Consider the following 17,313-nt stretch of genomic DNA (forward strand, 5'->3'; position numbering starts at 1 on the left):
TACGATGCAGCGCATCATGATGAAGTCCAAGCTCCACCGAGCCACCGTGACGGAAGCGAACCTGAACTACGTCGGCAGCATCACGATCGACGAGGACCTGATGGACGCGGCCGATCTGTGGGCCAACGAAAAGGTTCAGATCGTCAACAACAACAACGGCGCTCGCCTGGAGACCTATATCATCCCCGGACCGCGCGCAAGCGGGGTCATCTGCCTGAACGGCGCCGCAGCCCGGCTCGTGCAGCCCGGCGACAAGATCATCATCATCTCCTACGCCTCGATGGAGGAGGCGGAAGCGCGGACGTATCGCCCGCGGGTCGTCATTCTCGACGAACGCAACCAGCCGGCCGAAGTGATGGATCATGAGGTGCATGCCGTCATTCGGTAAGCGCGCTTCCTGATGCGTCCGCTCCAGGGAACTGCCGCCGCCGGGTATAGGGGGGATGGATCGGAAGCAAAATGAGGGTACGGCTTCAAGAGCCGGGCACTTATGACGATTCCTTTCCCCTCATTCCATAGCCGAAGGCGGTGTGAACGGATGTTTGAGCCGATGTTTGCCGTCATGAACGAAATGCTGGACGACATCATGCTTCGCTGTCCCGGCTGCAGTCCGGACGAACGCGAGCAGCTGCTGAAGCAGCTGATCCACCTTCGCTCGGCAAGCGATCAATTCATCGAAGAATGGCTGGCGTTCGAGGAAAAGCTGGCGGATTTCCAGGATGCCTATCCGCAAGAAGCGGCGGCGGCGGGCTTCCACGGTCCGGCCGGCCTTCCGCGAGACGCCGCGCCGCAGTCCGGTCGCAACGGCCGCAGCCGCGGCGGCGCTCACGAGCCGACGTCCCGCTTGGGCAAAGCCAAGCTGCCGCTCATGCAGGAGCCGCCGGAGCTTGGCGGCTCGCCTGCGTACGGAGGAGGCGGATATCCCCCGACCGCCTGGGGACATGCGGCGGCGGATGCGCCCCGTCCGGCCACGGACGAGGAGATCGCCGCCTGCGTCGCCAAAGGCCAAGGCTATTTCAACCTGTTCATGTTCCCGCAGGCGATCGGCCAGTTCCAGGAAGCGGTGTGGCTCGCGCCGGAATTCAATCTGGCGCGGCTGTACCTGGCGATGTCGCTCATGCACACGAAGCAGTGGAGCGATGCCGAGCTGCACTTCAAGCTGCTCGCCACGCTGTCGGAGCATCCGCGCTGGCAGGCGATCAGCTTCAACGCCCTCGGCTGCATCCAGGCGGTGCGGCTGAACATGGAGCTTGCGGAGCGGCTGTTCCGCCAGGCACTCAAGATGGATCCGAGCTTCGAGGATCCCGCTATCAACCTCAAGTCATGCCTTAATCAGGCGCAAGGGCCATTATCCCTTTATTTCGGAAGCGCGGAGCTGACTTGATCGGAGAGGAAGATCGGCAGTCAATGAATTATGCGGTACTCGACGTGGAAACGACCGGGACGAACGCCTCGGAAGATGATCTCATACAAATCGGCCTCGTGCTGATGGACGAAGAGTTCAATGTCGTGCAGACACTGAACTCTTTCGTGCGTCCAAGCATCCCGATCCCCGCCTTCATCACCCAGCTGACAGGCATCGACGACGAAATGGTGCGGGACGCTCCGGAGCCGGACGACCTGCTGCTGGAGCTCATTCCGCTGCTGAATGATGCGGTGCTGGTCGGGCATAACGTCGGCTTTGACGCCGGCTTCCTTAATATGGCGCTCGACCGCGCCGGCTATTCGCCGTTCACCGGCCGCAGGCTCGATACGGTCGAGCTGCTGCGCATGCTGTTCCCGTCGCTCCCGTCGTACCAGCTCGGGGCCGTCTCGGAGCAGTTCGGCATCCGTCACGACCAGCATCACCGGGCGGACAGCGACGCGATGGCGACGGCGATCCTGTTTTCGGAATGCCTGAAGAAGCTCCGGGAGCTGCCGCTGCTGACGGTGCAGCATCTGGCGTCCTTCATCCAGGACGGCGACCTCGGCTGGATGCTGTCGCTGGAGCTTGAGGCCAAGCAGCTGCGCTCCGCGCTCGACACGGAATCCCACAAGTACTATCGGGGCGTGGCGATGAAGGCCGGCGACTGGACGGAGGAGGAGCCCGCCCGCGAGGAGGATGCCTCTAATCCGCTCACGGACGCCAGCTTCGAGGATTACTTGGAGATGGTCAAGACGGGCTTCGAGACGCTGTTCCCCGACTACGAGGAGCGCGAGGCGCAGACGTCGATGTTCCGGGAGGTCAACGACGCCTTCGAGAACAACCGGCATCTGCTGATCGAGGCGGGCACCGGTACGGGCAAATCGCTCGGCTATCTCATTCCTTCGCTCTATTTCGGAATCAAAAACGAGCGCAAGATCGTCATAAGCACGCACACGATCAATCTGCAGGAGCAGCTTCGCCAACGCGACCTGCCGCTGCTGCGCGACGTGCTGCCGTTCAAGTTCCGCGCGAGCGTCTTCAAGGGCCGGGGCAACTACATGTGCCTGCGCAAGTTCGAGACGCGGCTGCAGACGCTGGAGCTGGCCGCGGGCGGAGAAGAGCGCCAGACCGCTTCGCAGATGCTCGTCTGGCTCGGCGAGACGGAGACGGGCGACCAGGAGGAGCTGAGCTTCGGCAACCGTGGAGCGGAGTTCTGGAATTCGGTCTCGAGCGACGCCGATTCCTGCCTCAACCGCGCCTGTCCTTGGTTCAAGCGCTGCTTCTACCACCGGGCCAAGCAGGAGTCCAATCTCGCCGACGTCGTCATCACGAACCACTCGCTGCTGTTCACCGACATCCGCGCCGACCACCGGCTGCTGCCGTCCTACGACTATCTCGTCATCGACGAGGGCCATCAGCTCGAAGAAGTTGCCGGCAAGCATCTGGGCCAGCAGCTCGGCTTCTACGGCTTCTTGAATCTGGCGAACCGTCTGGCCAAGGACTCGAGGAACGGCCTGCTGCCCCAGCTGCGGATGCAGATCCAGGGCGAGGATGCCGACGAGGTGTCCAAATGGACCGAGCAGCTCGACGAGGTCATCCCGCGCTTCGGCTCGCTCAAGGATACGTGGGAAAAGCTGTTCGAGCTGCTGCAGGCGCTCGCATCGCCGAGCGCCGGAGGCGGCGCGGCCGAGGCGGGACAGACGATCCTGCGGCTCAAGCCGGGAGCGCTCCCGAAGGCATGGGAAGCGATCGAGTTCGAGGAGTCGCTGTTTTTCAAGGAAATGAACCAAGTCGTCAAGGTGCTGGACAAGATGAGCTCGGACATGAAGGACAAGCTCGACGACCTGTCGCTGCAAGGCATGATTACGGATCTGGCCGGGGCCGTCAAGGACGCCGGGCGGATCCGCGACGAGCTCAAGGTGTTCGTGCGCGCGGACAAGCCGGAGATGGTGTACTGGATCGAGTCGTATCAGAGCGCGAGGACGAAGAGCGTGCAGCTCCATACGGTGCCGGCCGACGTAAGCGCGCAGATCAAGGAGCATTTTTTCGACAGCAAGAAAAGCGTCGTCATCACGTCGGCGACGCTCACCGTCGGCAAGACGTTCCAATACGCGGCCGAGCAGCTCGGACTGGGCCTCGGCGACGAGCGCCGGGCGCGCACGGTGCAGCTGCCGTCGCCGTTCCAGTACCGCTCGCAGGCGCTCGTCATGATCCCGAGGGATTTCCCCAAGGTGAAGGGAGCCGCGGCCGATCCGGCCTACTTGGCCAAGCTGGTCGGCTCGCTGGCCGCGTCGGCGATCGAGACGGGCGGTCGGATGCTCGTGCTGTTCACCAGCTACAGGATGCTCAAGGAAGTCTACGAACCGCTGCGCGAAGCGCTTGCCGGAGCGGGCATCCAGGTGCTCGGCCAAGGCGTGGACAGCAGCAACCGCAGCAAGCTGACGCGGCTGTTCCGCCAGCAGCCGGCTTCGGTGCTGCTCGGGACGAGCAGCTTCTGGGAAGGCGTGGACATTCCCGGCGACGCGCTCGTCTGCCTCGCGATCGTGAGGCTGCCGTTCCAGCCGCCGAACCATCCGCTGCAGGAGGCCAAGGCGGAGCTGCTGCAGGAGGCGGGACAGAACCCGTTCATGAAGCTGTCGGTGCCGCAGGCGGTCATCCGCTTCAAGCAGGGCTTCGGCCGGCTCATCCGCACCACCCGCGACAAGGGCATCGTGCTGCTGTACGATACGCGCGTCATCGACACGTTTTACGGAAAGCACTTCCTCTATTCGCTGCCAGGGCCTAAAATTGAAACGATGCATGCCGAGCAGTTCACCTCCCGCATGAGGGAGTGGCTGCAAAACGAACCGAAGGAGGCCGAGCAGCCATGAGCAAGCAGGGCAAACCGATATCCGAGGCCGTCGTGCGGAGGCTGCCGGTCTATCTGCAGGTGCTGAACGACCTGCATGTGCGCGACGTGCAGACCGTGAGCAGCCAGGAGCTCGGGCGCAAGCTCGATCTCAATCCCGCCCAGATCCGCAAGGATCTGGCCTACTTCGGCGAATTCGGACGCAAGGGCGTCGGCTACGACGTCAACTATCTGATCGAGAAGATCCGCGGCATCCTCAAGCTCGACCAGCCGATGAAGGTCGCGCTCGCAGGGGCGGGCAACCTCGGCCACGCGCTGTGCAACTACAGCAGCTACGTCAAGGACAACATGAAGATCACGGCCGTGTTCGACGCGAGCCCGGCCAAGATCGGCAAGCGCATCAACCGGCTCGAGGTGCTGCCGATCGAGCTTCTTCAAGAAAAGGTGCGAGAGGACGGCATCCAGATCGGCATCATCACGGTGCCGGCCGCAGAAGCGCAGAATGTCGCCGACCGGTTCATCGAAGCGGGCGTGACGGGCATCCTCAACTTCGCGCCGGTCGTGCTCAAGGCTCCGGACAAGGTCCGGATCCATTACGCCGACTTCACGACGCAGCTGCTGAGCTTGGCCTATTACATGGATAAGGACGGGACGGATGAACATGAGCAAATGGTGGATTGAGAACGGAACCTTCGTCACGATGGACGAAGCCCAGCCGGTCGTGCGCGGGCATATGGTCGTCGACGGCGACCGGATCGCCTATATCGGGGAGGAGCGTCCGCAGGATGCCGACGACATCGCCGTCCGGATCGACGGCAGCCGCCGCATCTATATGCCGGGACTCATCAACACCCACGGCCATGCGGCGATGTCGCTGCTGCGCGGCTACTCGGACGACGAGGCGCTGCAGACCTGGCTGCAGGACTACATGTGGCCGATGGAGGCGAAATTCACGGACGCCGATGTCAAGTGGGGGACATCGCTGGCCGTGCTGGAGATGCTCAAGAGCGGCACGACGACGTTCGTCGACATGTACGACCGGATGGACCAGGTCGCCCGGGTCGTCGAGCAGTCCGGCATGCGCGGGGTGCTGATGCGCGGCGCGATCGGACTCTGTCCGGAAGAGGTGCAGCGCGAGAAGCTGGCGGAAGCGGTCCAGTTCGCCAAGGACTGGAACGGCGCCGCGGACGGCCGCATCATGACGATGATGAGCCCTCATGCGCCTTATACATGCCCGCCGGCGTTCATCGAGTCGTTCGTGCAGGCGGCGCATGACCTCGACCTGCCGATGCACACGCATATGTCCGAGACGCAGGCCGAGGTCGAGCAGAACGTGCGCGAGTACGGCCTGCGCCCGGTCGCTCATCTCGACCGCCTCGGCCTGTTCTCCCGTCCGAGCTTCGTCGCCCATGCGGTGCATCTGACGGACGAGGAGATCGCGCTGCTCGCCGAGCGGGGCGTCGCCGTCTCGCATAATCCGGCCAGCAACCTGAAGCTCGCGAGCGGCGTGGCGCGCGTGCCGGAGCTGCTCAAGGCGGGCGTCGCCGTCTCGCTCGGCACGGACAGCGCGGCGAGCAACAACAACCTCGATCTGTTCGACGAGATCCGCCTTGCCGCGCTCATCCACAAAGGCGTCAGCGGCGATCCGACCGTCATGCCGGCGCATCAGGCGCTGCAGCTCGCGACGCTCGGCGGCGCGGCGACGATCCGTCAGCCCGAGCTGGGCGCGCTGCAGGCCGGCCTCAAGGCCGACTTCATCGCGCTCGACGCCGACCAGCCGCATTTCTACCCGCGGACGGACCTCGTATCCCACCTGGTTTATGCCGCTTCGGGACGCGACGTGCGCGACGTCTGGGTCGACGGGCGCCAAGTCGTGCAAGGCGGCGTCTGCCTGCTGCTGGATGAGGAGAAGATCCTGGCCGAAGCCGAAGCCTGCTACCGCAGGCTCGCCGGAGCCTGATGGCCCGCAGCCGCAGCCCTCGCTGGTACTTTACCCGCCGGGGCTGGACGGTCGTCGCGCTGCTGATGCTGGCGGTGCTGGCGGTGCTGCTCCATGCCGAGCTGCGAAGCGTCCAGCGTCCGGTATGGGAAGGCGAGGCGCAAGCGGAAAGCCAGGCGAAGGAGCAGGCGGGGCTGGCGGAAGTAACCTCGGCCGAGAAATACGTCTGGGACGAGCCGCTCTGGATCGTGCGCGGAAGCACGGCCGAAGGCCGCGAGCTCGTCGTCTGGCTGTTTCCGGAGCGGGCACCCTACGCCGAGAACGCGGCCGACGGCGCCTCGGAGGCGGACATCCGCGCGAAGCTGCTCGCAGCCAAGCCGGACGCGCAGGTCATCCATGTGCGTCCCGCATGGCAAAATGGCTCGCCGGCGTGGGAAGCCTACTACGCGCGCACGACGGACCAAAAGCGTTATTACTATGATTTCTTTGACTTCAAGACCGGCGCCGAGCGGGCGTCCTATACGTTGACCGCAAAACGATCTTCCTGATTTGTTCACAATTGCCTGCCCTCTATCGAAATCGAAGTGATATACTCATCGTATAGCATTTGTGATATACTAGAAGCCATCACAAAGCGCATGCACGCATGAGGATGGTCTGCCTGCAGGCCGCTTCGATTCCAAAAGGGGGCTTTTTGCATTGATCAAATGGAGGTTGCTGCCTTTCTTCGCGACGGTATTCGTGACGGCCGCGCTGCTGTTCGGAGGGTGGTACGCGTATCAGCAGACCGCTGTCGAGCGTCCGCTCATCAAGGCTGTGCAATCGCTGCCGGGCGTCGCTTCCGCCGATCCTTCCCTGAGTCGAGACGTCGTAACGGTCAAGCTCACGCTGAACAGCGGAGCCGATCTTCGAACCATATATGAGCAGATTTCCCGGCAAGGCGCATCGGTCATCGGCTCCCGCAAGCTGATGCTGCAAGTCGAAGGCCCGACGAGCCCGAAGCTGGAGGAGATTTGGTCGAGCCAGCTGTTCACGATCGCGGAAGCGATGGAGAATCGGGAATACTCCCGCATTCCGGACGCGCTGGCGGCCATGCAAAAAAGCCATGAAGGACTTCGGGCGAAGTCTTCCATGGACCAGGCGAACGTTTATGTAACGCTGGAATACGGTACGGACACGAAATATATCCTTCTGCCCCGCGCGGGCGAGACGATGGGGGTTTGGCCCAATGCCTAAGTACAGCGCCGAGATCGGCGCAGGCTTTTTGACCGCTCTGCTGGCCTTTCTGGTATTCCGCGGCGTGAACGTCGTGCCGCTGCTGCTTGCCTTGTCGCTTGTCGGCGTGCTGTTTTTCGCCCTGCGCTCCAAAGGGCAGCTTGCGGCGGCCGGAGGCAGGAGGGACGCGACGGTCAAGACATCCAAGCCGCTGTCCTTCGACGATATCGGGGGCCAGGACCGCGCCAAGGGCGAGCTGATCGAGGCGCTCGACTTTCTCGTCAAGTATGAGGAGATCAGCAAGCTCGGCATCCGTCCGCTCAAAGGCATCCTGCTCACAGGCCCTCCGGGCACCGGCAAGACGCTGATGGCCAAAGCCGCGGCGCAGTACACGGATTCGGTCTATCTCGCCGCCTCGGGCAGCGAGTTCGTCGAAATGTACGTCGGCGTCGGAGCGGGAAGGATCCGCGACTTGTTCAAGGACGCACGCAAAAAAGCGCAGAAGGCCGGCAAAAAGAATGCCGTCATCTTCATCGACGAGATCGACGTCATCGGCGGCAAGCGCGACGGCGGACAGCATCGCGAGTACGATCAGACGCTCAACCAGCTGCTGACCGAGATGGACGGCATCCATACGAACGACGCTCCGCGCATCCTCATCATGGCGGCGACGAACCGCAAGGAGATGCTCGATTCCGCCTTGCTCCGGCCGGGCCGCTTCGACCGCCATATCGGCGTCGAGCTGCCGGACAAAAAAGGCCGTCTTCATATCTTAACCATCCATGCCAAGAACAAACCGCTCGACGAAGCGGTCAGCCTCGACAAGATCGCCGAGGAGTCGTTCGGCTTCTCCGGCGCGCAGCTGGAGAGCGTGCTGAACGAGGCGGCGATCTACGCGATGCGCGAGAGCAGCGAGCGCGTGCGCCAGCAGCATCTGTCGATGGCGATCGACAAGGTAATGATGGGCGAGAAGACCGACCGCGAGTCCACCAAGGAAGAGCGCGAGCGGGTCGCGATCCACGAGCTCGGACATGCCATCGCCGCCGAGCTCGTGCGGCCGGGCAGCGTCTCGCAGGTCGCGCTGTCGCCGCGCGGCGGCGCGCTCGGCTACGTGCGCCACAATCCCGCGCAGGATCATTATCTGTATACCAAGGACTACCTGGAGGCGCAGATCATGATCGCGCTCGCCGGAGCCGCCGCCGAGGAGATGTTCTACGGCGGACGCAGCACGGGGTCCAAGGGCGATTTCGAGCAGGCGCTGAACATCGTGCGGACGATGGTCGAATGCGGGCTTACCGAAGCCGGCATCGTCGAGGACCGGATGCTGACCCCGGACCGCTGGGCGCAGATCACCGGCGGCGTGCTGGAGGATCTCATGGCGCGCACGAAGGAGATGCTCGGCTCGCGCCGTCCGCTGTTCGAGCACAGCCTCGCCATCCTCATCGAGAAGGAGACGCTCGGAGGCGAGCAGTTCCGCGAGCTGCTGCGCGACGAGCCGCAGCCGATCGGAGCGTGAGCCTTCGGGGCTCAAGTCGCATCTTTTCTTAGACGTATGAGTTGCAGACGGGCCGCAGGCCCGTCTTTTTATGTTGTCCGGAGGGCTTTCGGGCAGGCGCGGGAGCGCTGCGGCCAAGCCTGCGCCACACCGGGCAGGAATGAGGCGGAACGATGTCTTCCCATCGCCGCGCTGTCGCGGAAAAATCCAGCAGCGGCGCGGATTTCCGGTCACCGGATTGTGCAAAATACAAATTCGGAAACATTGTGTAACCGTCCCTTGGAAAGGTATAATAAGGGGCGGCTATAGAGACAATAGAAGCTTTTTTAGATTGGAGCGGACCTACTGTGAATTTTAGAAAGATTGGTGTCATCGGTGCCGGTACGATGGGCCAGAGCATTGCCGAAATGCTCGCGTACAAAGGCATGGACGTATTCCTGATGGAGCTTACCCCGGCCAAGCTGGAGCAGGGACTGCGCAGCATCGAGATCAGCCTGGACAAGCAGATCGAAAAATGGGCGCTCACGCAAGCGGAGAAGAAGCTGATCCTGAACCGCATCCACGGAGTGTCGGACATGAACGACTTCTCCCAATGCGAGCTCATCATAGAGACGATCACGGAAGACCTGGAGCGCAAGAAGGCGATCATCGCCGCGGCGGACCGCGCCTGCCCTCCGGACGTCATCCTCGCGAGCAATACGTCGACGCTGTCGCTCACGGAGCTCGCAAGCGCGGCCTCGCATCCGGAGCGCGTCATCGGCATGCACTTCGTCTATCCGGTGTTCAAGGTCGATCTCGTCGAGATCGTGCGCGGCCTGCGCACGTCGGACGCGACGTTCAAGTCGACCAAGGGCTTCGTCGAGCAGGTCATCGACAAGAAGGGCGTCATGGTGTTCGAGTCGCCGGGCTTCATCACGACCCGGCTCATCTGCCTGTTCATCAACGAAGCGCTCCATATCCTGGAGGAGGGCGTCGCTTCGGTCGACGACATCGACAGCGCCATGCGGATCGGCTATTCGTTCCAGCACGGGCCGTTCGAGATGGCCGACCGGTTCGGCCTCGACTCCGTGCATGCCGCGCTGGAGTCGATGTTCCGCGAGTACGGCGAGCTGAAATATCGCCCGTCGTTCATTCTCAAGAAGATGGTGCGGGGCGGCCAGCTGGGCGTCAAGAGCGGCGCAGGCTTCTTCACGTACGATGAGGACGGTGACCGCGTATGAACATTCTCGTCATCAATGCGGGCAGCAGCTCGCTGAAGTACCAGCTGTACGACATGAAGGACGAGTCGGTGCTCGCGAGCGGGCGCGTCGAGCGGATCGGCATGGATTCCTCGATCGTCACCCATGAGCCGGAAGGACGTCCCGAGGTGCGGATCGTCGACGAGATCCTGGAGCATACGAGCGCGATCAAGCGCGTGCTGGACATGCTCACCCACAAGGAGCACGGCGTGCTGAAGTCCGTCGAGGAGATCGACGCCGTCGGCCACCGCGTCGTGCATGGCGGCGAGGCGTTCCAGGAGTCGGCCGTCGTCACGCCGGAGACCAAGCTGGAGATCCGCAAGCTGTTCGATCTCGCGCCGCTGCACAACCCGGCCCATATGATGGGCATCACGGCGGTCGAGGCGGTGCTTCCGGGCGTCACGCAGGTCGTCGTGTTCGACACGGCGTTCCACCAGACGATGCCGCAGCAGTCGTACCTGTATCCGGTGCCGATGGTGCTGTACAAGCGCCATGCGATCCGCCGCTACGGCTTCCACGGGACGAGCCACGCCTATGTCAGCGAGCGCGCCGCGGAGGTGCTGGGGCGTCCGCTGGAGGAGCTCAAGCTCGTCAGCTGCCATATCGGCAACGGCGCGAGCGCGACGGCGATCCTGAACGGCAAGTCGTTCGACACGAGCATGGGCATGACGCCGCTCGAGGGCCTCATGATGGGCACGCGCAGCGGCGATCTGGACCCGGCGATCGTGCCGTACACGATGAACAAGGAAGACTTGACCCTCTCCGAGGTCAACTCGATGCTCAACAAGCACAGCGGCCTGCTCGCCATCTCCGGGCTCAGCAGCGACATGCGCGAGATCACCGAGGCGATGTTCGACGGGGACAAGAACGCGAAGCTCGCCTTCGAGATGTACGCCTACCGGGTCAAGAAGTACATCGGCGCCTATGCGGCGGCGATGAACGGCATCGACGTGCTGCTGTTCACGGCCGGCGTCGGCGAGAACTCCGTCGTCCTGCGCGAGCATGTGTGCGAGGGACTGACCTTCCTCGGCATCAAGCTCGACAAGGAGCTCAACGCCCAGCGCAGCAAGGAGGCGCGGGTCATCTCCACGCCGGATTCGTCGGTGGCCGTCATGGTCGTGCCGACCAACGAGGAGCTGCTCATCGCGCGCGATACGTTCAAGCTGGCCCGTCAGCGCGGCGCGGAGCAGGCTTGATTCAAACTATTTTCCGTTGAACGAAAGGGGCCAACCTCCATCATGAGCGATTCACTCGTCACCATCCGAGAAGTATCCGGCCACGTCGGCCAAAGCGTGCGCATCGGCGCATGGCTGCAGCGCAAGCGCTCCAGCGGCAAGATCGCCTTCCTGCAGCTGCGGGACGGCACCGGCTTCATCCAGGGCGTCGTCGCCAAGACCGAGGTCAGCGAGGACACGTGGGAGCAGGCGGGCAAGCTGACGCAGGAGAGCTCCCTGTACGTGACCGGCCTCGTCAAGGAGGAGCCGCGCAGCCCGTCCGGCTACGAGCTCGTCGTCGAGGGCATCGAGATCATCCAGGTGACCCAGGACTATCCGATCACCCCTAAGGAGCATGGCGTCGACTTCCTGATGGACCACCGCCATCTGTGGCTGCGCTCGCCCAAGCAGCGCGCCGTGCTCACGATCCGCGCCGAGATCAAGCGCGCGGTGAACGAATATTTCGATACGAACGGCTTCACGCAGGTCGATCCTCCGATCCTGACGCCGACGTCGGCGGAAGGCACGACGAACCTGTTCCATACGAAATATTTCGACGAGGACGCCTACCTGACGCAAAGCGGACAGCTGTACATGGAAGCGGCGGCGATGGCGCTCGGCAAGGTGTACAGCTTCGGCCCGACGTTCCGCGCCGAGAAGTCCAAGACGCGCCGCCATCTGATCGAGTTCTGGATGATCGAGCCGGAGATGGCCTTCGTCGATCTCGAGCAGTCGCTGCGCATCCAGGAGCAGTTCGTCGCGCATGTCGTCCAGAGCGTCGTCCAAAACTGCCGTCCGGAGCTGACGACGCTGGAGCGCGACATCTCCAAGCTGGAGGCGATCCAGGCGCCGTTCCCGCGCATCACGTACGACGAGGCGATCGAGTTCCTCAACCAGAACGGCTTCGAGGTGCCTTGGGGCGAGGACTTCGGCGCTCCGCACGAGACGGCGATCGCCCAGGCGCATGACCGTCCGGTGTTCATCACGCACTACCCGGCCTCGATCAAGTCGTTCTACATGAAGCCCGACCCGAACCGTCCGGAAGTGGTGCTGTGCGCCGACATGATCGCGCCGGAAGGCTATGGCGAGATCATCGGCGGCTCGCAGCGGATCGACGATCCGGAGCTGATGGCGCAGCGCTTCGAGGAGCATAAGCTGCCGCTCGAGGCCTACCAGTGGTACATGGACCTGCGCACGTACGGCACCGTGCCGCACTCCGGCTTCGGCCTCGGTCTCGAGCGTACGGTCGCCTGGATTTGCGGACTGGAGCATGTGCGCGAGACGATCGCATTCCCGCGCACGCTCTACCGGCTGTATCCTTGATGCGGCCCGACGACCGCGTCCGGGGCGGCGGCAGCGCCCACGCCGAGGCGCTCGCCCGCGTCATGGGCGAGGGCGGCGTTTTCCTGCCGGCGCTGCTGCTCCGCTCGTATCGCGAGCTCGGGCTCGGCGACGCGGACTTCATGCTGCTGCTGCAGCTGATGGCGTTCCGCGACACGGAGCGCAATGATTTTCCGACGCCGGAGGAGCTGGCTGCGCGGCTCGGCATCTCGCCGCGCTCGGTGCAGCAGCAGCTCGGCCGCCTCATGAAGGAGGGCTTGCTCCGCATCGACGAGGCGCTCGACGGCGTCAGCGGCATCCGCTACGAGCGCTACAACTGGCAGGGCTGGCTGGAGCGCTCGGCCGAATGGGCGGCGGAGGCGGATCGATCCGCTCCCGCTTCTGCGGCTCCGGTCCCGCGGCCTGCTGCCGCCGTGACGGACCTGTTCTCGGTGTTCGAGCAGGAGTTCGGACGGCTGCTCTCGCCGATGGAATGCGAGCGCATCAGCATGTGGCTGGACCAGGACCGGTACAGCGAGGAGCTGATCCGCTTCGCGCTGCGCGAGGCCGTTTTCTCCGGCAAAGTGCACTTCACCTATATCGAGCGCATCCTGCTGGAGTGGAGCCGCAACCGGGTCAGCACGCCGGAGGAAGCACGCGTCCATAGCCGCAAGTTCCGCGGCGGAGCCAAGTGAAGATCCGGTTTTGCCGGCGTAACCTGAACCGTCTGTCCAAGCCCGCCTACCGCAGGCTCAAGGACGAGCCCGGCCTCGAGCTGCGCAAGTCCGACTGCCTCGGCAGCTGCCGGCTGTGCCGCGAGCGCTGCTTCGCCGTCGTCAAGGGCCGCGTCGTGCACGCGGGCAAGCCCAAGAAGCTGGCGAGACGCGTGCTCGAGCAGGTCGAGAAGGAGCGCCTAATCTAGCTCTATCCGCAACCGAGGAGGAATTCCGATGAATGACAAGCTAGCCGCATCGCTCAACGACCAGATGAACTTCGAGTTCTACTCCGCCCATGTGTATCTCGCCATGGCGGCGTATTGCTCGGGCCAGAGCCTGGAGGGCTTCTCCAATTTCTTCCTCGTTCAAGCCGAGGAGGAGCGCTTCCATGCGATGAAGATCTACAAGTTCCTCAACGACCGTGGCCGCCGCGCCACGCTGCAGGCGATGGGCGAGCCGAAGAACGAGTACGGATCGATGCTGGACGTCTTCGAGCACGGCTACCGCCACGAGCAGCAGAACACGAAGAACTTCTACCATCTCGCCGACCTGGCGCTCGACGAGCGCGAGCATGCGACGATCTACTTCCTGAAGTGGTTCATCGACGAGCAGGTCGAGGAGGAAGCCCTCTTCGACGGCATCATCCAGAAGCTCAAGCGGATCGAGTCGGACAGCAACGCCTTCTACATGCTGGACGCCGAGTTCGCGAACCGTTCGTTCACGCCTCCGGCGGAGTAGAACCGAGGAAGACAAAAGCCAAGCCCGCCTCCTTTCGGAGCGCGGGCTTGGCTTTTTTTCAAAGATTCCGAGACGTACGGCGGATGAGCGCGAGCAGCAGCAGGATGATGATCCATGGCGCCGCGTAATCGCCAAAACGATCGCTCCTCTCCTAAGTCAGACCTTCCCCGGTCCCGGCTGCGGAAGCAAGCCCGCGGCGGCCAAGGCGGTGCGCCCGTATTCGGACGGGGCCATGCCGGTCAAGCGCTTGAAGTCGCGCGAGAAATAATGGAGGCTCGAGTAGCCGAGCCGGTCGGCGATCTCGGTGAGGCTGTAGCGCCGCTCGCGGATCATCGACTTGGCCGCGTCGAGCCGCAGCCGGCGCACGAGCTCTGTCGGCCCGGTGCCGGCATGCTGCTGCGTCAGCTCTCGCAGACGGCTGCGGCCGAGATGGGCGGAGCGGCACAGCTCGTCGAGCGTCGGAGCCTCGCCGAGCTGCAGCCGCTCGACGATGTACGCCTGCAGCCGCTCCATCGCGTCCGAGCCTTCCGCAGGCAGCGGCTGGGCCGCGTGCGCGGCTGTCCGGCGCTGCGGCTCGCCGCTCTTGCGGATCTGGCTGAGCAGCAGCAGCTCCAGCGACAGGCGCAGCATCTGCTCCGACGCCGGAGGCGCGTCCGGCGCGCGGCGCAGCTCATGCACGAGCGGGTCGTGGTAGGGAGGCTGGAAGCTCGCGAAGCCTTCGCGCAGCAGCATCGACAGCCACGCCCGTTCCGTTTCCTCCAGCGCGGCGGTCCGGTCCCGCAGGCGGTCCATCAGCGGGCTGCGGCAGACGAAGGCGACGACGATCAGGTTCGGCGGCCGATGCTCCTCGCCGACCCGGACCGTATGGAACTCGCCGGGCTTGTGGAAGACGATGCTGCCTTGGGCCAAGCGGAGCAGACGGTCGTCCGCACGCACCTCGACCTCGCCTTTGTCCACATAGAGCAGCTCCCAGAAGTCATGCGACTCTCCCTCGAACAGATAGCCCTTGGGGTATTCGAAATAGTGGAAGGAGACAAGCTGCTCGACGGCCAGCTCCTGTCTCAGCGTCAGCGGGTGGAACTCCAGGGCGACCGCTCCTTTCCATGGCGCAGCATGTGCTCCCATCTTACCACAAAAATGCAAATCCGGCGGCGCTGGAGATAAAGCGGTTTCTTTGCGTCGGAGCTATACTCAAGGCGGATGGACATGACGCTTGGAAGAGGAGCGATTCGATGAAAAAAGGAATCAACGCCTGGTCGTTTCCCGGCGGAACGACGGTGGAACGAAGCTTGAGGCTCGCCAAGGAGGCCGGCTTCGACGGCATCGAGCTGGCGCTGGAGGAAACCGGAGAGCTCAGCCTGGACAGCACGCCGCAGCAAATCGAGGCCATCGCGAAGCTGGCGCGGGAAATCGGCATCGAGATCGCCAGCCTGGCCAGCGGCTTGTATTGGACGTACCCGCTCACAAGCGGCGAGGCGCAGACGCGCGCCAAGGCGATGGAGATCGTGCGCCGGCAGCTGGAATTCGCCGCCTTGCTGGAGGTCGATACGATTCTCGTCGTGCCGGGCGCGGTCGGCGTCGACTTTCTGCCGGATGCTGAGGTCGTCCGCTACGATGTCGCGCACGAGCGCGCGCTGGAGGCGCTTCGGGAGCTGGCGCCGGATGCCGAGCGGCTGGGCGTGAGCATCGGCATCGAGAACGTGTGGAACAAGTTCCTCCTGTCGCCGCTTGAACTGAGAGGCTTCCTCGACGCCGTCGGCTCGCCTTGGGTCGGCAGCTATTTCGATGTCGGCAACGCCCTGCTCGCGGGCTATCCGGAGCACTGGATCCCGATTCTCGGCAAGCGCATCAAGAAGGTCCACTTCAAGGACTACCGGCGCGCCGCCGGCGGCCTGCACGGCTTCGTCGACCTGCTGGCCGGAGACGTCGACTACCCGGCCGTCGTGCGCGAGCTGTCAGCGATCGGGTACGACAGCTACGTGACGGCGGAGATGATTCCGCCTTACGCCCATCACGGCGAGCAGATCGTCTTCAATACATCGGCGGCGATGGACGCCATCCTCGGAAGGAGCGTGCGGGCATGATCCGGATCGGCATCATCGGCATGGGCTTCATGGGCAAGGCGCATCTGGACAATTACCGGCAGCTGGAGCGGGCCGGGCTCGCCGTGAAGGTCGCTGCGATCTGCGACGCGGATCCGGCCAAGCTGCGGGGAGAAGGGAGCGGCGGCAATCTGGCCGCAGGCGGGAGCGTCGGCGACTTGAGCGCCTATCCGGCCTACGAGTCGGTCGCCGACATGCTGGCCAAGGAAGAGCTGGATGCGGTGGACATCACGCTGCCGACCTACCTGCATAAGGACGTGACGATCCAGTGCCTGCAGGCGGGGCTTCATGTCCTTTGCGAGAAGCCGATGGCGATGGACGTGGCGGAGTGCGAGGCGATGATCCGGGCCGCAAGCGCTGCGGACCGATCGCTCATGATCGGGCAGTGCCTGCGCTTCTGGCCGGCCTATGTCGAGCTCAAGCGTCTGGTCGACGCCAAGGCGCTCGGCGAGGTGACGTACGCTTCGTTTTGCCGCGGGGGCGGCACGCCGAGCTGGGGACCGTGGGTGCTGGACAAGGACAAGGGAGGAGGCGCGATTCTCGACATGCACGTGCATGACGCCGATGTCGTCCACTGGCTGTTCGGCAAGCCGGAGGCGGTGTCGGCGGTCGGGCTCAACCGCATTGCGGGCAGCGGCTACGACATCGTCTCCACGCATTACCGGTATGCCGAGCCGCGGATCGTGCACGCCCAGGTGGATTGGACGCGGAACGGCGACTACGGCTTCGAGATGGGCTTTCAAGTGACGTTCGAGCGCGGAAACGTCCAGTTCGCCGGCGGCAAGCTGCGGGTCAACCCGGACGGCGCTCCGGGCTACGAGGCGGCGCTGGCTCCGGGAGAAGGGTACTACTACGAGCTCCGGTATTTCGTCGAGCAGCTGCTTGCCGGCGCTCCGATCGAGGAGGCAGCTCCCGAGAGCACGAAGGAAACGATCCGGATCGTCCGCGCCGAGATCGCTTCGGCCGACCGGCGCGGGGAATGGGTGGCGGTCCGCTAGAGCGGGCCGCACAAATGTCCAACTCGGCCGCATCGACGTTCTAGCCCCTTTTGCCGAGCACCCTTTACAATGAGAATCAAGCGGC

The 17,313-nt window shown here is 63.9% G+C and carries 17 protein-coding genes; 16 read left to right on the forward strand and 1 reads right to left on the reverse strand.

The window, feature by feature from the left end:
- Positions 1-4: 4 nt before the first annotated feature.
- The 14 genes from panD (at position 5) to HGI30_RS10370 (ending at position 14,128) form a co-directional block, all read left to right on the forward strand.
- The gene (gene panD / locus HGI30_RS10305; RefSeq protein ID WP_168907480.1) at positions 5-388 is read left to right on the forward strand and encodes an aspartate 1-decarboxylase; all 384 of its coding nucleotides are present in this window, start codon (positions 5-7) and stop codon (positions 386-388) included.
- A 150-nt stretch (positions 389-538) separates the two neighbouring features.
- Positions 539-1,384 (forward strand): tetratricopeptide repeat protein, encoded by an 846-nt coding sequence (locus HGI30_RS10310; protein ID WP_168907481.1) that lies wholly within the window; start codon positions 539-541, stop codon positions 1,382-1,384.
- Between the two features lie 23 nt (positions 1,385-1,407).
- Complete coding sequence (gene dinG / locus HGI30_RS10315) at positions 1,408-4,275, forward strand: ATP-dependent DNA helicase DinG (RefSeq protein WP_168907482.1); 2,868 nt, start codon at positions 1,408-1,410, stop codon at positions 4,273-4,275.
- Positions 4,272-4,934, forward strand: a complete 663-nt coding sequence (locus HGI30_RS10320; RefSeq protein WP_168907483.1) for a redox-sensing transcriptional repressor Rex — start codon at positions 4,272-4,274, stop codon at positions 4,932-4,934. Before dinG ends, HGI30_RS10320 begins: the two co-directional genes overlap by 4 nt.
- On the forward strand, positions 4,909-6,213 hold the full coding sequence (locus HGI30_RS10325) for an amidohydrolase (protein ID WP_168907484.1): 1,305 nt from the start codon (positions 4,909-4,911) through the stop codon (positions 6,211-6,213). The genes HGI30_RS10320 and HGI30_RS10325 overlap by 26 nt, the downstream gene beginning before the upstream one ends.
- Positions 6,213-6,740 (forward strand): cell wall elongation regulator TseB-like domain-containing protein, encoded by a 528-nt coding sequence (locus HGI30_RS10330; protein WP_168907485.1) that lies wholly within the window; start codon positions 6,213-6,215, stop codon positions 6,738-6,740. The genes HGI30_RS10325 and HGI30_RS10330 overlap by 1 nt, the downstream gene beginning before the upstream one ends.
- 151 nt (positions 6,741-6,891) lie before the next feature.
- Positions 6,892-7,428, forward strand: a complete 537-nt coding sequence (locus HGI30_RS10335; RefSeq protein ID WP_168907486.1) for a hypothetical protein — start codon at positions 6,892-6,894, stop codon at positions 7,426-7,428.
- A complete protein-coding gene (locus tag HGI30_RS10340) occupies positions 7,421-8,923 on the forward strand; it encodes an AAA family ATPase (protein ID WP_168907487.1) in 1,503 nt (500 codons plus the stop codon). Before HGI30_RS10335 ends, HGI30_RS10340 begins: the two co-directional genes overlap by 8 nt.
- Before the next feature lie 326 nt (positions 8,924-9,249).
- Positions 9,250-10,122 carry a 3-hydroxyacyl-CoA dehydrogenase family protein gene (locus HGI30_RS10345; protein ID WP_168907488.1) on the forward strand — a complete coding sequence of 291 codons (873 nt, stop codon included), beginning with the start codon at positions 9,250-9,252 and terminating at the stop codon, positions 10,120-10,122.
- Positions 10,119-11,336: an acetate kinase gene (locus HGI30_RS10350; RefSeq protein ID WP_168907489.1), complete on the forward strand. Its 1,218-nt coding sequence runs from the start codon at positions 10,119-10,121 to the stop codon at positions 11,334-11,336. The genes HGI30_RS10345 and HGI30_RS10350 overlap by 4 nt, the downstream gene beginning before the upstream one ends.
- A gap of 42 nt (positions 11,337-11,378) precedes the next feature.
- Entirely contained in the window at positions 11,379-12,677 is a 1,299-nt protein-coding gene (gene asnS / locus HGI30_RS10355; RefSeq protein WP_168907490.1) for an asparagine--tRNA ligase, read from the forward strand.
- Positions 12,677-13,369 carry a DnaD domain-containing protein gene (locus HGI30_RS10360; protein ID WP_168907491.1) on the forward strand — a complete coding sequence of 231 codons (693 nt, stop codon included), beginning with the start codon at positions 12,677-12,679 and terminating at the stop codon, positions 13,367-13,369. Before asnS ends, HGI30_RS10360 begins: the two co-directional genes overlap by 1 nt.
- Positions 13,366-13,596, forward strand: coding sequence for a DUF1450 domain-containing protein (locus HGI30_RS10365; protein WP_168907492.1), 231 nt, complete (start codon positions 13,366-13,368; stop codon positions 13,594-13,596). The genes HGI30_RS10360 and HGI30_RS10365 overlap by 4 nt, the downstream gene beginning before the upstream one ends.
- 28 nt (positions 13,597-13,624) lie before the next feature.
- Positions 13,625-14,128 carry a ferritin gene (locus tag HGI30_RS10370; protein ID WP_168907493.1) on the forward strand — a complete coding sequence of 168 codons (504 nt, stop codon included), beginning with the start codon at positions 13,625-13,627 and terminating at the stop codon, positions 14,126-14,128.
- A gap of 156 nt (positions 14,129-14,284) precedes the next feature.
- Here HGI30_RS10370 and HGI30_RS10375 read toward each other — a convergent pair whose 3' ends face one another.
- The gene (locus HGI30_RS10375; protein ID WP_168907494.1) at positions 14,285-15,253 is read right to left on the reverse strand and encodes an AraC family transcriptional regulator; all 969 of its coding nucleotides are present in this window, start codon (positions 15,251-15,253) and stop codon (positions 14,285-14,287) included.
- A 107-nt stretch (positions 15,254-15,360) separates the two neighbouring features.
- On the opposite strand from HGI30_RS10375, the gene HGI30_RS10380 reads away from it, so the two are divergent.
- Entirely contained in the window at positions 15,361-16,212 is an 852-nt protein-coding gene (locus tag HGI30_RS10380) for a sugar phosphate isomerase/epimerase family protein (protein WP_168907495.1), read from the forward strand.
- Entirely contained in the window at positions 16,209-17,228 is a 1,020-nt protein-coding gene (locus HGI30_RS10385; RefSeq protein WP_168907496.1) for a Gfo/Idh/MocA family protein, read from the forward strand. Before HGI30_RS10380 ends, HGI30_RS10385 begins: the two co-directional genes overlap by 4 nt.
- Positions 17,229-17,313 lie beyond the last annotated feature (85 nt).

Source organism: Paenibacillus albicereus (genome assembly GCF_012676905.1).
GTDB classification, from domain to species: Bacteria; Bacillota; Bacilli; order Paenibacillales; family Paenibacillaceae; genus Paenibacillus_O; species Paenibacillus_O albicereus.

What these genes read in the sequence shown, in the direction of transcription:
- panD (WP_168907480.1), top strand. Translation starts at nt 5, where the DNA reads ATGCAGCGCATCATGATGAAGTCCAAGCTCCACCGAGCCACCGTGACG.
- HGI30_RS10310 (WP_168907481.1), top strand. Translation starts at nt 539, where the DNA reads ATGTTTGAGCCGATGTTTGCCGTCATGAACGAAATGCTGGACGACATC.
- dinG (WP_168907482.1), top strand. Translation starts at nt 1,408, where the DNA reads ATGAATTATGCGGTACTCGACGTGGAAACGACCGGGACGAACGCCTCG.
- HGI30_RS10320 (WP_168907483.1), top strand. Translation starts at nt 4,272, where the DNA reads ATGAGCAAGCAGGGCAAACCGATATCCGAGGCCGTCGTGCGGAGGCTG.
- HGI30_RS10325 (WP_168907484.1), top strand. Translation starts at nt 4,909, where the DNA reads ATGAACATGAGCAAATGGTGGATTGAGAACGGAACCTTCGTCACGATG.
- HGI30_RS10330 (WP_168907485.1), top strand. Translation starts at nt 6,213, where the DNA reads ATGGCCCGCAGCCGCAGCCCTCGCTGGTACTTTACCCGCCGGGGCTGG.
- HGI30_RS10340 (WP_168907487.1), top strand. Translation starts at nt 7,421, where the DNA reads ATGCCTAAGTACAGCGCCGAGATCGGCGCAGGCTTTTTGACCGCTCTG.
- HGI30_RS10350 (WP_168907489.1), top strand. Translation starts at nt 10,119, where the DNA reads ATGAACATTCTCGTCATCAATGCGGGCAGCAGCTCGCTGAAGTACCAG.
- asnS (WP_168907490.1), top strand. Translation starts at nt 11,379, where the DNA reads ATGAGCGATTCACTCGTCACCATCCGAGAAGTATCCGGCCACGTCGGC.
- HGI30_RS10360 (WP_168907491.1), top strand. Translation starts at nt 12,677, where the DNA reads ATGCGGCCCGACGACCGCGTCCGGGGCGGCGGCAGCGCCCACGCCGAG.
- HGI30_RS10370 (WP_168907493.1), top strand. Translation starts at nt 13,625, where the DNA reads ATGAATGACAAGCTAGCCGCATCGCTCAACGACCAGATGAACTTCGAG.
- HGI30_RS10375 (WP_168907494.1), bottom strand. Translation starts at nt 15,253, where the DNA reads ATGGGAGCACATGCTGCGCCATGGAAAGGAGCGGTCGCCCTGGAGTTC.
- HGI30_RS10380 (WP_168907495.1), top strand. Translation starts at nt 15,361, where the DNA reads ATGAAAAAAGGAATCAACGCCTGGTCGTTTCCCGGCGGAACGACGGTG.
- HGI30_RS10385 (WP_168907496.1), top strand. Translation starts at nt 16,209, where the DNA reads ATGATCCGGATCGGCATCATCGGCATGGGCTTCATGGGCAAGGCGCAT.